Origin of the sequence: Arthrobacter sp. 7Tela_A1, from assembly GCF_049311065.1 — a bacterium.
Lineage (GTDB): Bacteria > Actinomycetota > Actinomycetes > Actinomycetales > Micrococcaceae > Arthrobacter_B.
Genome location: NZ_JAXIOO010000013.1, coordinates 1 through 13,129, shown reverse-complemented (window position 1 = coordinate 13,129; position 13,129 = coordinate 1). Strand labels below are relative to the sequence as shown.

The 13,129-nt window shown below is 65.9% G+C and carries 10 protein-coding genes; 3 read left to right on the top strand and 7 right to left on the bottom strand.

Annotated features, from left to right (window positions below):
- Positions 1-86: 86 nt before the first annotated feature.
- From TVB01_RS07525 to TVB01_RS07515, 3 genes are all read right to left on the bottom strand, one after another.
- The gene (locus TVB01_RS07525; RefSeq protein ID WP_422455290.1) at positions 87-860 is read right to left on the bottom strand and encodes an IclR family transcriptional regulator domain-containing protein; all 774 of its coding nucleotides are present in this window, start codon (positions 858-860) and stop codon (positions 87-89) included.
- An 88-nt stretch (positions 861-948) separates the two neighbouring features.
- Positions 949-2,784, bottom strand: coding sequence for a bifunctional sugar phosphate isomerase/epimerase/4-hydroxyphenylpyruvate dioxygenase family protein (locus TVB01_RS07520; RefSeq protein ID WP_422455289.1), 1,836 nt, complete (start codon positions 2,782-2,784; stop codon positions 949-951).
- Positions 2,785-2,804: 20 nt separating this feature from the next.
- Positions 2,805-3,677 carry a shikimate dehydrogenase gene (locus TVB01_RS07515; protein WP_422455288.1) on the bottom strand — a complete coding sequence of 291 codons (873 nt, stop codon included), beginning with the start codon at positions 3,675-3,677 and terminating at the stop codon, positions 2,805-2,807.
- A gap of 181 nt (positions 3,678-3,858) precedes the next feature.
- Between TVB01_RS07515 and TVB01_RS07510 the strand changes: the two genes are divergently transcribed.
- Complete coding sequence (locus TVB01_RS07510; RefSeq protein ID WP_422455287.1) at positions 3,859-5,169, top strand: MFS transporter; 1,311 nt, start codon at positions 3,859-3,861, stop codon at positions 5,167-5,169.
- 58 nt (positions 5,170-5,227) lie between these two features.
- Here TVB01_RS07510 and TVB01_RS07505 read toward each other — a convergent pair whose 3' ends face one another.
- Positions 5,228-6,883 (bottom strand): ABC1 kinase family protein, encoded by a 1,656-nt coding sequence (locus tag TVB01_RS07505; protein ID WP_422455286.1) that lies wholly within the window; start codon positions 6,881-6,883, stop codon positions 5,228-5,230.
- A gap of 202 nt (positions 6,884-7,085) precedes the next feature.
- Between TVB01_RS07505 and TVB01_RS07500 the strand changes: the two genes are divergently transcribed.
- Complete coding sequence (locus tag TVB01_RS07500) at positions 7,086-9,341, top strand: glycoside hydrolase family 3 C-terminal domain-containing protein (protein ID WP_422455285.1); 2,256 nt, start codon at positions 7,086-7,088, stop codon at positions 9,339-9,341.
- 99 nt (positions 9,342-9,440) lie between these two features.
- Here the strand turns inward: TVB01_RS07500 and TVB01_RS07495 are convergent, their stop codons facing one another.
- The 3 genes from TVB01_RS07495 to TVB01_RS07485 all read right to left on the bottom strand — a co-directional run bounded on the left by TVB01_RS07495 (position 9,441) and on the right by TVB01_RS07485 (position 12,523).
- Positions 9,441-10,682, bottom strand: a complete 1,242-nt coding sequence (locus TVB01_RS07495) for an MFS transporter (RefSeq protein ID WP_422455284.1) — start codon at positions 10,680-10,682, stop codon at positions 9,441-9,443.
- A 191-nt stretch (positions 10,683-10,873) separates the two neighbouring features.
- Positions 10,874-11,308, bottom strand: coding sequence for an acyl-CoA thioesterase (locus TVB01_RS07490; protein WP_422455283.1), 435 nt, complete (start codon positions 11,306-11,308; stop codon positions 10,874-10,876).
- 138 nt (positions 11,309-11,446) lie between these two features.
- Entirely contained in the window at positions 11,447-12,523 is a 1,077-nt protein-coding gene (locus TVB01_RS07485) for an ATP-dependent DNA ligase (RefSeq protein WP_422455282.1), read from the bottom strand.
- Between the two features lie 58 nt (positions 12,524-12,581).
- Here TVB01_RS07485 and TVB01_RS07480 point away from each other — a divergent pair.
- The coding region (locus TVB01_RS07480; RefSeq protein ID WP_422455281.1) for a dihydropteroate synthase at positions 12,582-13,129 on the top strand (548 nt) is incomplete at its 3' end.

The following is a 13,129-nucleotide window of genomic DNA, read 5'->3' as shown; positions in this document are numbered from 1 at the left end:
AAGAGACCGGACTGCGGTGGAGGTTGGCGAACGGGCCTCTGCCGCAGTTCGCTGCCCGGCCTGAAAGCCGGCCCTGAAGGCGGAGTCTAGCCCGTAACCCGGATTCCGCAGTCCGCGGAGATCGCATCAGCGGCTTCCTTCAGCCGGGGCAGCACCGTCTCGCTCAGGGCTGGGTCCGTGGCGTTGCCATGGTGCAGGGAGACATTCACGGCGCCTACGACTGTGTTCCCCTGGTGAATGGGAACGGCCACTCCGCTCAGGCCTTCCTCATACTCTTCGAGGACGACGGACCAGCCGCGCTGGCGCACGGTGTCGATTTCAGCCAGCAGTCCTTCCCGGTCCCACAGTGTGTTGGGCGTGTAGGGGCGCAGATGGGACCGGTCCAGCCGGGACTCCAGGTCTTCGGGCTCAAGGGCGGCGAGCAGGACCCTGCCCATGGAGGTCGCCCATGCCGGAAAACGCGTACCCACATGCACCGCAACGCTGACCAGCCGCGGGGATGTAATCCGGGCAACATAGACGACGTGCTCTCCGTCAAGAATGCAGACCGACGCTGTCTCCTGCAGATCCGCCGAGAGTGTTTTCAGGTGCGGTTCCGACAGGGCCGGGAGAGTGAGGCTCGAAAGGAACGCGGAGCCGATATTCAAGGAACGCGGAGCCAGCTGGTAACGTGCGCCGTCCCCGGCCAGATAGCCAAGGTCTGTCAGCGTGAGCAGGAACCGCCGTGCCGCGGCACGGCTCAGGTCGGCAGCGGCAGCAACCTCGCTCACGCTCAGCCGGGGAGAATCAGCCGTGAAGGCGCCAAGGACGGCAAAGGTCTTCTCTACCGACTTCACGTACCAGGCCTGACTGCTGCGCACCACGTCCCCCTGCCCTCGTGCCCCCGCTCCGGGCGCCGAGCACGATCCTACCCGACAAGCGCGGGCTATGGGCAGGCATCCCTGCAGGTCAGGCGCGGGTCCGCTGATACTGCGCCGCGAGCCGCACGGGCGCGTTGGGCGCGCCGTACCCTTCATAGCCGGGCCGGCGTTCCACGACTTCGAAGAACACATTGCCGATCGTGGCAGTGTAGAAGTGCAGGAATTCCCCGTCAGCATCACGGTCATACAGCAGGTTAAGCTCCCGGAGGGTCGCCAGGAACGCCTGGTCCAGGCCGAAACGGGCTTCCAGGTCTTCGTAGTAGTTCTCCGGAACCGGAAGGAACTCCAGGCCGCGGGCGACGGCGGTGCGGGCGACGCTGACGAGGTCGCTGCAGCCGAACGCCACGTGCTGCGGATACCCGGAACCGTCGCCGGCGCCGTCGAACACCAGCGGGGCAATGTTCAATGCGATCCTGACAGCACCGTCAGAGCTGTGCATCACCTGGCTCCGAACCAATCCCATGGGGCTGGGTACCTCGACGCTGGGACGGGGAGAGAGGGCGAGGGTTGATTCGTAGAACAGCACGGCTTCGTCGAAGTGCTGCCACGGCTGGGAGAGATTGACGTGGTCAATCGCGGTGATGCTTCCGGGAGCCGGGGCGGTGGTCCCGCCGCCGAACTCGCTCGTCCAGCCCGGGCCGTCCGGCTCTGCCTGGCACAGGAAGATTTCAGTGCCATCCGGTGCCGCGACGACCTGGAGCACTTCTTCGTTCGCCTGGCTGCGGCGGGTTACGGGGGTTGCCTTGAGCTGCAGCGCCCGTGATGCCGCGGCCGGTGCGTCGGGAACATCCAGCCCCACCGCTGAGATGCCCGGGGCCATGCCGCTGGCCTGCTGGCAGTTAATGATCATCCGGACGCTGTTCTGGGCCCAGAGTTCCACCTGCTTGGTGCGGTGCTGCCCCAGGCTGGTAAATCCAAGCTGGTAGAGGAGTGTCCGGATCTGCTCCGGATCACCGGCTTTCACCTCGGCGAAATTGAATCCGAGCGGTTCACCCACGCCAGGGAGCGTGGCCAGCTCCATGGTGCCGTGTCCGCAGCCTTCCTCCTGCAGGTGGATCGAGGTCCGCTCGGCCAGCCTAATCAGGGACCGCATCGCGTCAACGGCCGTCCGTTCTTCGGCCGCCTGCCGGAAGACATCGTTGAAGATCTCCAGCGAAACAGGTCCGTCATAGCCGCTGCGGACGAGATGGCCCATGAAGCCCACGAGGTCGAACGCACCTTCTCCCGGGAACACCCGGTAATGGCGGCTCCAGGACAGCACATCCATGGAAAGTTCGGGCGCGTCGGCCAGCTGCACGAAGAAAATCTTCTCTGCGGGGATCTTTTCGATCGCTTCCGGATCCCACCTGCGGGAAAGGATGTGGAAGCTGTCCAGACAGGTGCCCACATTCGGGTGGTCCGCCATTTCCACGATCCGCCAGGCATGTTCAAAGTCGCTGACGAACCGGCCCCAGGCCAGGGCCTCATAGGCCAGGCGGATCCCGTAATGCGCGGCCAACTCGCCCATGCGCCGCAGCTGGGCTGCGGCAACGGCGTCGTCGTCAACAGTAGCCGTGGCTACGTTGCTGCAGACCAGCATGGTATCGATGCCCATCCGGTCCATCAGCCGGAACTTCGCCTCGGCGCGGCGGAGGTTCTCCTCCAGCAGGTCCTCGGTCACCCCTTCGAAGTCCCGGAAGGGCTGGTAAAGGTCCAGCGTCAAGCCCAGGCCGGCGGCCAGGCTGCGGATCTGTTCGGGGCTGGAGGGGCTCACCACCAGGTCCTGTTCGAAGATCTCCACGCCGTCGAAACCGGCAGCCGCGCAGGCGCGCAGTTTGTCTTCCAGCGTGCCGCTGAGGCAGACCGTGGCAATAGAGGTGCGCATGGAGTCCTTTCGAAGGCGGCTCAGCGGCCGCTGTTGACCAGTTCCAGGAAATGGGCCCGCATGCGGGCAGCATCAGGTTCAACACCCGAGATGAGCCGGAAGGCATCCACAGCCTGTCCCACCGCCATGTGTCCGCCGTCGAGCACCCTGCAGCCGCGCGCTTCAGCGGCGTCAACCAGCTGCGTGCGGACGGGACGGTAGATCACGTCTGCCACCCAGGTCTGGGGCCGGAGCAGTTCCGGGTCCACCGGCAGGCCGGGATGCGAATGCATTCCCACGGGCGTTGCCTGAACGAATCCGTTCGCAGAGGACAGGGCCGGTGCAAGATCTTCGCGGCTGCCGGGGCGGACAACCGCATCCGGGAAGAGACCGGCCAGGGCCGCGGCGCGTTCACGCGTCCGTTCCGGATCCAGGTCGATGAGGGTCAGTTCCCGTGTGCCTGCCTTAAGCAGCGCGTAGGCAACTGCAGCGCCGGCGCCGCCGGCGCCCAGCTGCACCACTTCGTCCAGTGCAGCATCCGGCAGTCCCTGGGCCAGGGCGGTGGCAAAACCGGAGTAATCCGTGTTGTGGCCGATAAAGCGCCCGTCCTGGATCAGGACAGTGTTCACAGCACCCAGCCGGGCAGCGTCGTCGGAAATCTCGTCCAGGTGCTTCAGGACCAGCTGCTTGCACGGGTGCGTAATGTTAAAGGCGTTGAAGCCGAGATCCCGCCCGTAGCGCAAAAGGTCCCCGACCTCGTCGGCGGAACGGCCGTTCACGGCGAGGTCCACTGGCCGGTACAGATAGTGAAGCCCGCACGCAGCTGCTTCCCGTTCATGCATGGGCGGAGTCAGCGATGCGGTGATCCCGTCGCCAATCAATCCGACGAGCAGGGATTCAGTGGTGGTGCTCAAGTGGTTCTCCCTTCGGCGCCCGTAAACCGGGCAACGCCAACGGTACCGGCTGTTCACACTTTGCACAATTGTGCGTAATGCGCACATATGGCTTGCGTCTCACTACCCGCCGGTATAACTTGTGGTGTTCGCATGAAAAACAATTGTGCGTTTTACGCACACATCACTACCTGGAGGCCCCATGAGCGCTGTGCCTGCACAGACCGCTTCAGCCACCGCAAAGACCCCGAAGAAGGCCGCCGCGGCAAGCTTCATGGGCAGCGCGGTTGAGTACTACGACTTCTTCATCTTTGGCACCGCGGCATCACTGATCTTCCCGCACGTCTTCTTCCCGGACGCGGATGCACAGGCGAGCATCATGTCACTCGCCACCTTCGGTTTTGCCTACATCGCCCGCCCCGTCGGCGCGGTCATCCTGGGCCACTTCGGCGACCGTGTCGGCCGCCAGAAAATCCTGATGTTCACCCTGATCCTCATGGGTGCCTCAACGTTCCTCATCGGCTGCCTGCCGAGCTTCAGCACCATTGGCTGGTGGGCGCCCACACTCCTGGTCCTCTGCCGCCTGGCCCAGGGTCTTTCCGCTGCCGGAGAGCAGGCCGGTGCCAGCTCCATGACACTTGAGCACGCGCCTGACGGCCGCCGTGCGTTCTTCACCTCCTGGACCCTTACCGGTACGCAGGGCGGCCAGATCCTTGCTGCCATGGTCTTCATCCCGGTCATGGCACTGCCGGACGACATCAAGTACAGCATCGGCTGGCGCATCCCGTTCTGGCTCAGCGCCGTCGTCGTCATCGTGACGTTCTTTATCCGCCGCACCCTGCACGAGACGCCGACCTTCCAGGAAGCCAAGGCGAACAACGAGATCTCCAAGCTTCCCGTCGGCGACCTGATGAAGCACCACTGGCGCGATGTGCTGCGCGTTATCTGCTGCGCCTTCATCGCCGCAGTCTCCACCGTCTACGGCACCCTGGCCATCAAGTACGGCACCGAGGTGGGCAACGTTGACGCCACCATCACGCTGTGGCTGGTCGTCGCAGGTAATATCACCGCGTTGTTCACGCAGCCGCTGTTCGGCATGGCGGCGGACCGCTTCGGCCGGAAACCGGTCTTCATCTACGGCGCACTGTCCAGCGCCATCGTGATGCCGTTCTACCTGCTCTCCATGGAATCCGGCAACTCGCTGCTGCAGTTCGCCCTCTCCGTGGTGGTCTTCGGCTGCGGTTACGCTGCTGCGAACGCTGTCTGGCCGTCCTTCTACGCTGAAATGTTCAGCGCCAAGGTCCGTTTCTCCGGCCTGGCCATCGGCACCCAGCTCGGCTTCCTCATGGCAGGCTTCGCGCCGTCCATCGTGGCTGCCCTGGGTGGCCTGCAGCCCGGCGGCTGGGTCGTGATCAGCTGGTTCACCGCAGCTATCTGCCTGATCGCCTCCATCTCCGCCCTGACCGCAAAGGAGTCCTTCCGGACCCCGACGGCGGATCTCGGCAAGCGCTGAGTTCACCGCAGGAATGGCCGGCTACCGCAGCATGCGGTGGCCGGCCATTCTTCTTTGGCTACCCGGCGTCCAGCCGCCGCTGTTTACGTGCCGACCAGGCAAGGTAACCGCCCAGAACGCCCGTTGACGCAAGTCCGGCGCCCATGAGCGGAGCCTGCCAGCCACGCCAGCGGTCGGCGTCGCCCAGCGTCAATTCGCCCACGCCCCGGATAAAAGCCGCTGCAAAAATTGCTGCCACCATCCTGTTGCCCACGCGTTCCAGGCGCTCCACCAGCGGAACGAGGTCCCCGGCACGCAGGTGCACCTCCATGCCTTCGAAGTCCAGCGTATTGACCAGCCGCTGGAGCTGGCCCGGCAGCTCCGCCCCGAGGTCCAGCAGTTCTCCCCCGGCTTTGCCGAGGCGCTTCGCATAGTTGACCGGGTTTAGCTGCTCCATGGTCATCCGCTTGGCATATGGCGCAAGGGTCTTGCCCATGCTGAATTCGGGATCCAGCACTTCGCCCATCCCCTCAGTCATGATGAGCATGCGCAGGAGCAGGGCTATTTCGCGGGGCAGCTGCAGATGGTGGTTGCGGATGATCCCCAGGCCCATGCTGATGATCCTGCCCACCGGCGCGTCCTTGAGCGTCCGGTTCGAGTACAGCCTGATCAGGCCCGCGAGGTCCATCCGGAGCTTCACCCGGTCCGGCCGGACCCTCGTGGCGGTCATCCGCAGCAGGGCAGATGCCATCCGGTCGGGATCCTTCCGGATCACCGCGATAAACAGCGCCGAGAGCTGCCCGCGCAGTTTGTCGTCCAACTCCCCCACCATGCCAAAATCGATCAGCCCGATCTGCGAATTCGGCTGCACGAAGATGTTCCCCGGGTGGGGGTCAGCGTGGAAGAAGCCGTCCTCGAAGACCATCTTCATTTCCGCAGTGGCGGCCGTGGCGGCGAGCGACTTCCGGTCAATTCCGGCTGCGTCCAGCGCCCTGGTGTCTGTCACCTTCATCCCGTACATCCGCTGCATGGTCAGGACGTTGTGGGTGCTGTGCTCCCAGTAGATATGCGGGATGAGCACTGCCGCGTCGTTTTCGAAGTTGACGGCAAAACGGTCGGCGTTCCTTCCTTCCTGGGTATAGTCCATCTCCTGGCGGAGGGTATCGGCGAACTCGTCAATCAATCCCTTCACGTCATAGTCCCTGGCTGCTTCCCAGCGCCTGCTGGCGTGCCCCGCCAGCGACTGGAGGATCGCCAGGTCTGATTCGACCGTCGGACCGATCCCTGGCCGGCGCACCTTGACGACGACGTCGGTTCCATCCGGCAGCGTGGCCGCGTAGGCCTGGCCGATGGAAGCGCTGGCAATCGGCGTCGTGTTGAAGGCGGAAAATATCCTGAGCGGATCCTCGCCGAATTCACGCTCCAGCTCGGCGTGGACATCAGCCCACGGCGCCGGTTCCGCCCTGTCCTGCAGTCTGGCGAGCTGTTCCATGTACTCGGGCGGCAGCAGGTCCGCCCGCGTGGAAAGCAACTGGCCCAGCTTAACGAAGGTGGGACCCAGCTCTTCGAGGGCCCGGCGCAGGTACTCCGGGCTGTCAACACGGGGAGCCTCCTGCGCGGACTGCCGGCGAAACGGAATCCTGGCTTCCAGACCGGACACGGAAACCAGATAGCCCAATCCGTTGCGGTAAAGAATCTCGGCGATCTGCCGGTACCGGTCAAACTGGGTCTTCATCGCCCTCTTCTCCCCTCGAGGCGGAACAGGACGTTCCACGGATCTCTTCGAACGATAGTCCTGCCCGCAGGCCAGCAACAGGTCAGCACTGCCCGCCGGGCGAACCTGCAGTGCATCATGGCAAAGCCCTTCCGCCCCGGCCGGCTCCGCGCCTAGACTCGGGCCACCCCGGCAGTACGGAATCCATGCAGGAGGCTCCCCCATGCCAACCTACGATCCGCGGAACGGCCTGACCCCCGCAGAGAAGGCTGAACTGCTCTCCGGTGAGGGCTTCTGGACCACACGGGGATCGGCCGGTGCCGGGGTACGGCCTCTGGTGCTCACCGACGGCCCCCACGGAGTACGCCGCTCCGAGGACAATCCGGGCCTGGGCCTGGGGAAATCCGCGCCGGCAACGTGCTTTCCCTCCGAGTGCGCCACCGCGAGTTCGTGGAACCCCGAGCTGCTTGCTGAACTTGGCCGGGCCGCGGGACTGGAAGCAGCCGCCCAGGGGGTGGATGTCCTGCTGGGACCGGGCCTTAACCTGAAACGCACACCGCTGGGCGGACGCAACTTCGAGTATTTTTCCGAGGACCCGCTGCTCAGCGGGCTGCTCGGAACCGCGTGGATCCGTGGTGTCCAGTCCCAGGGAGTCGCTGCCTGCCCGAAGCACTTCGCGGCCAACAACCAGGAGACGGACCGGATGACTGTTGACGTCATCGTGGACCAGCGGACCCTCCGGGAGCTCTATCTGCGGGCCTTCGAAATGGTGGTTCGGCAGGCCCGGCCCTGGACCATCATGGCGGCGTACAACAAACTGAACGGCTTCCACGCAGCCCAGGACCCGTGGCTGCTCACACAGGTCCTGCGGAATGAATGGGGCTTTGACGGCGCCGTTGTCTCCGACTGGGGCGCCGTGACGGACCTGGCCGCGGCGCTCGCGGCGGGACTGGACCTGGAGATGCCTGCCTCCAACGGCATCGGTCCCGGCGAAGTCCTTGCAGGACTGGATGCCGGTCTCGTGTCACCCGAGGATGTGGACGCCGCAGTGGAGCGCCTCCGGGTCCTGGGCGAGCGTACTGCGGACAAGGCGTCCGGGCCGCCCGACTTCGCTGCCCATGACCGGCTGGCGCGGCGTGCTGCGGTGCAGTCCATGGTGCTGCTGAAAAACGACGGCGGTGTCCTGCCATTCAGCGCACAGCGGCGCCTGGTGATAGTCGGTGAGCTGGCGAGGACGCCGAGGTACCAGGGCAGCGGATCGTCGCGGGTTAATCCCGTACGGCTCAGCACGCCCTGGGACGCCTTGGCTGCGCGGGTTCCGGAGGCACGCTTCGCGGCCGGCTACGGGCTGGAGGACGGCACCGGGGCCGACGGTGACGCACTGGTGGCAGAAGCTGTTGCCGCGGCTGCGGAAGGCGACCAGGTGGTCGTGTTCCTGGGGCTGCCGGACTCGGCTGAAACGGAGGGCGCTGACCGGATATCCCTGGACCTGCCGGCAAACCAGCTCAGGCTCCTCTCCGCCCTTGCGGCGGAGCGGACGGACCTGGCTGTCGTCCTCCTCAACGGCTCCGCCGTGACCACGGGCTGGGCGCGGGATGTACCGGCGGTGCTGGAAGGCTGGCTGGGCGGGCAGGGATGCGGAGAGGCCGTGGCGGACCTTCTCCTCGGCGATGCCAACCCCTCGGGCAAGCTGGCTGAGACGTTCCCGCGCTGCATTGAGGACACGCCTGCCTACGGCAACTTCCCGGGCGAAGACGGGCAGGTCCGGTACGGCGAAGGCCTGCTGGTCGGCTACCGGTGGTACGACACCCGGCAGATGCCGGTCGCCTTCCCTTTTGGCCACGGACTCTCCTACACGACCTTCGAGTACACCGGCCTGGAAGCCGGGGTCGAAGGAAGCGGAACGGGAACGGCGGTCCGGGTCTTGGTCACTGTCACGAATACCGGTGCCCGGGCGGGTGCGGAAGTGGTCCAGCTCTACGTCAGCGGCCCGCCAAACGGCGTTCCGAGGCCGGCTCAGGAACTGCGCGGTTTCTCCCGGGTGGAGCTTCGTCCCGGAGAAAGCAGCCGCATCACCTTCGACCTGGCCGCCGGAAGCCTGGACCGCTTCGATCCCGGTATCCGCTCATGGGTTACGGACAGCGGAGCCTACCTCCTGAAAGTGGGATCGTCCTCGAGTGATATCCGGTTGAGCGAAACGATCGAGGTAGAAGGCAGCGGCCCCCCTCCCCTTCCGACCGCCTCTTCACCGGTCAGCCAGTGGTTGGCGGACCCCCGCGCTGCCCGCGTACTCCTGGAGGCGCTCGCGGTCCACGGCACCGGGAACGATGACCCGGCCGCTGCCGCTTCACTCACAGCGGCCCTTAGCCTGATGGGCAGCCTCCCGCTGGATCGGCTGGGCAGGTTTCCCGGCGCACCGCTGGGCCCGGAGCAGGCGGCGCGACTGGCGCGGGACCTCGCAGAGGGTACCGCGGACTGAAAGCGGACGCGCTCCGGAGCGGGCCTACACCGGCCGGGCCTACGCCGGGCTGGCCTACACCGGCCGGGCCTACGCCGGGCTGGCCTACACCGGGCGGGCCTACGCCGGGCTCCGGGCGCCGTCGGACGTCTTGGCAGCGGCGGAACCCGCCACGAACAGCGCACCGATGCTGATCCCCACGACTGCCAGCGGCAGGGTCCATCCGCCTGACGCGTCATGCAGGGTGCCCAGGACCACGGGACCGGTTGCTGCCACCAGGTAGCCGCCACCCTGCACCATGGCGGAGAGCTGTCCAGCCCGCCTGCCTGAGCCGCCCATCCGCACGAGGATCAGCAGCAGGACCGTGATTCCGGCACCCTGCGCGATCCCGCCCAGTGTGACCCAGATGGGCCAGGCCGCGGGGGCCAGAAGCAGGCCGGCCGGCAGCGCAGCCCACGCCGCGCAGGTCAGCCACAGCAGGGTCCGGATCCTCAGCAGGCGGGAAAGCAGCGGAACAGCCAGGGCTCCGACGAGCGCCGGTCCCTGGAACAGGGAGGATCCGGCCCCGGCACCCGCGGTATCCAGGCCGAGCAAATCGATGAGCATCGTGGGGAGCCAGGTCGAGACGGCATAGAACGAAAAGGCCTGTCCGCTGAAAGCAATCAGCAGGATCCAGGCCTGGGCAGATCGCCAGGCCGGCGGTTGGGTGTCCTGCGCCGCCGCGTCCGCTTCCGTTCCGGCCGGGCCTCCAGCCTCCCCGGCGCTGCCGGCGGGGTTCCCTGCTGGGTCCTTCTCCTTCTGCGTGCCGAGGAGGAATACCCGCCAGCCGACAAGTGAGAGCCACGCCAGTGCTGCGGCAAGGGCCAGCGCGCTCCACACCACCATGGCTGTCCTCCAGCCGAGTGCCTGTGCAAGCGGGGCGGTGAGGATGAGCGTGACCATGGATCCGATATTCATAGCGGCGGTGTAGACCCCGGTGACGAGCGGCACGCGTGCGGGCGCAAAATCACGCCGGATGATCACCGGAACCAGTACGTTTCCGACGGCGATTGACGCGCCAATCACAACCGTCCCGGCCAGCGCCAACCCTGTTCCGCCTGAAGAACGCAGCAGGGTTCCAACCAGGATCCCGGCCAGGCACAGGGCTATGGCCTGGTCCGGCCCTCCACGGCGCAGCAGGGGAAGCGCGAGGAAGGACACCACGCCAAAACACGCGATGGGCAGTGCCGTCAGCAGTCCCGAGGTCTGCACTGACATGCCCAGCTCGTCCTGGAGGATGCCGAGAATCGGCGAGGGGGCAACAATGGGTCCCCGCAGGTTCAGGGCAATGAGCACCATTCCGGTCAGGGCACCCCAAAACATGAGGCGGGGGGTCCGCTGCCTGCCGTATCGCCCGGTGGCAGCGGGACTGTCGCTGTGCATCCTTACCCGTTTCGCTCAAGAACCGTACCGGCCGGATAGGTGCGGCCCTGCTCGGATTCTTTCAGCTGCAGGGTCCGCCGGCACAACTAACGCGCCGTGTTGCTTCCAGTGAGCTGGTCCGGGAGCCCGGTCTAGGGTACGGGCGGGACAGCCGGCAGGTGATGGGTGGGGAGCCGGTCGCGGTCGTAGGTGACATCCGTGTAGCCGTGGGGCACCGGACGACCGTGTTCGTCCAGATTGACGAACACGATCCGTTCGATGGTGAGGATGCTCGAACGGGTGATCATGTTCCGCACTTCTGCCTGCATGGTCAGGGACGTGGTGCCGAACTTTACGGCGCGCAGCCCCATTTCGATCAGGTCGCCCTGCTGGGCCGAACTGACGAAATTGATTTCCGACATCAACTTCGTCACCACCCTGCCGTTACCCATTTGGAGGATCGCGTAGATGGTTGCTTCCTCATCGATCCAGCGCAGCAGCGAACCGCCGAAAAGCGTGCCGTTAGCGTTCAGGTCCTCCGGACGAACCCACTTGCGGGTATGGAAATTGATGTTGCCTTCTTGCATATCTCCCAGCGTATCGCCGCTCCGCGGCCGCTGAGGACCATGGGAGAGCACGGCCACAGCCCTTTGTCAGGTGCATCGCAGACCGTGCGTGCATCCCGGCCCAGGCATGCTTCCAGCTTGCCTGGGCGACGGCAGCCGCTACCTCGCCGGGGCCTGCAGGACGTCTGCCAGGTCAAAGCGGACCGGTTCATCCAACTGGGCGTAACCGCACGATTCCGGGTCCCGGTCGGGACGCCAGCGGACGAAGCTCGGCGGGTGCCGGAAGCGGGGTCCCTCCATATGGTCGTAGGCAACCTCGATCACCCGTTCAGGTCGAAGCGGAGTAAAGGAGAGGTCCTTGGTGCCGCTCCACCGGCTGCCTTCGGCGTTCCAGGGTGTGCGCGTTCCGGCGTCCTGCCCGGCCTGGGTCCAGGGATGGGAGCTGTCCCAGGTGACCAGGGGCTGAAGTTCTTCGAAGAGTTCCTTCCTGCGCTGCATCGGCAGCGCCCCGACCACACCCACGTTGGCGAGAACGCCGTCGTCGTCGTAGAGCCCTAGCAGCAGCGAGCCGATCCGGTCATCGCCGCTTTTGTGCAGCCGGTAGCCGGCCAGCACACAATCCGCCGTCCGGCGGTGCTTGATCTTGTACATGGCCCGCTTCCCGGGTTCATACGGGCCGTCCAAGGCCTTGGCCACCACGCCGTCCAGGCCGGCGCCTTCAAACTGTTCAAACCATTCGGCGGCCGTCTGCGGATCCAGGGTCTGGCGGGTCAGGTGCAGCCTGCCGCCGGCCGCGCCGAGGGCCTGCTCGAGTGCCGCGCGCCGCTCATGGAAGGGGGCCGCAGCGAGGTTCGTGTCCCCCAGGGCCAGCAGGTCGAAGGCCACAAAGGAGGCCGGAGTCTGCTGCGCGAGGAGTTTCACACGGCTCGCCGCCGGATGAATACGCTGCTGCAGGAGATCGAAGTCCAGGCGCGTCCCCCCGCCGCTGACCAGGATGATCTCGCCGTCCACGGCCGACTTCTCCGGCAGGCCACTCCGGAACGCTTCCACCAGCTCTGGAAAGTACCGGTTCATGCCCCGGCCGTTCCGGCTGGTGATTTCCACCTCACCGCCGTCACGGAAGACGATCGCGCGGAAACCGTCCCATTTTGGCTCATAGGCGTACCTGCCCTCGGGAATACTTTCTACGGCCTTGGCCAGCATGGGCTCCACAGGGGGCTGCAGCGGCAATTCCATCAGGTACCTTCCTTCGGGACGGGCGGTTGCGGGCTGTGCTCCACCGTAGGATGCAAACATGAGTCTGAAAAGCGCGGCAGAGGAGCCTGGCGCCAATGCGGGCGCCGTATCGGCCGTTCCAGCCCGGCCCTATGAACCGCCGCTGGCCCACCCCGTCCAACGGATCGGGGCACGGACCTTCGATTTCAGCCGCAGGGTGGCGCTGATGGCGATCATCAACCGGACCCCTGATTCGTTTTTCGACGGCGGACGGACGTTCGCGCTGGACGCTGCGGTGCAGGCCGCACTCAAGGCGGTGGACGACGGCGCCGACTGGGTCGACATCGGCGGCGTCCCCTTCGCTCCGGGACCTCCTCTCAGTGCGGCGGAAGAGGCCGCCCGGGTGGTACCCGTAATCCGCGCTGTTCGGGAACAGACCGACGCGGTGATCTCGGCAGACACGTTCCTCCCGGCAGTCGCTGAAGCCGCCGTCGAGGCCGGTGCCACGGTCATTAATGACACCAGCGGACTGCACCATCCGGACGTCGCCCGGGTGGCAGCCGGTGCCGGGGTGCACTTGGTAATTACCCACAGCCTTGCAGCGCCCCGCACCCCGTATCCCCGGCC

What these genes read in the sequence shown, in the direction of transcription:
- TVB01_RS07520 (WP_422455289.1), bottom strand. Translation starts at nt 2,784, where the DNA reads ATGCGCACCTCTATTGCCACGGTCTGCCTCAGCGGCACGCTGGAAGAC.
- TVB01_RS07510 (WP_422455287.1), top strand. Translation starts at nt 3,859, where the DNA reads ATGAGCGCTGTGCCTGCACAGACCGCTTCAGCCACCGCAAAGACCCCG.
- TVB01_RS07505 (WP_422455286.1), bottom strand. Translation starts at nt 6,883, where the DNA reads ATGAAGACCCAGTTTGACCGGTACCGGCAGATCGCCGAGATTCTTTAC.
- TVB01_RS07500 (WP_422455285.1), top strand. Translation starts at nt 7,086, where the DNA reads ATGCCAACCTACGATCCGCGGAACGGCCTGACCCCCGCAGAGAAGGCT.
- TVB01_RS07495 (WP_422455284.1), bottom strand. Translation starts at nt 10,682, where the DNA reads ATGTTTTGGGGTGCCCTGACCGGAATGGTGCTCATTGCCCTGAACCTG.
- TVB01_RS07490 (WP_422455283.1), bottom strand. Translation starts at nt 11,308, where the DNA reads ATGCAAGAAGGCAACATCAATTTCCATACCCGCAAGTGGGTTCGTCCG.
- TVB01_RS07485 (WP_422455282.1), bottom strand. Translation starts at nt 12,523, where the DNA reads ATGGAATTGCCGCTGCAGCCCCCTGTGGAGCCCATGCTGGCCAAGGCC.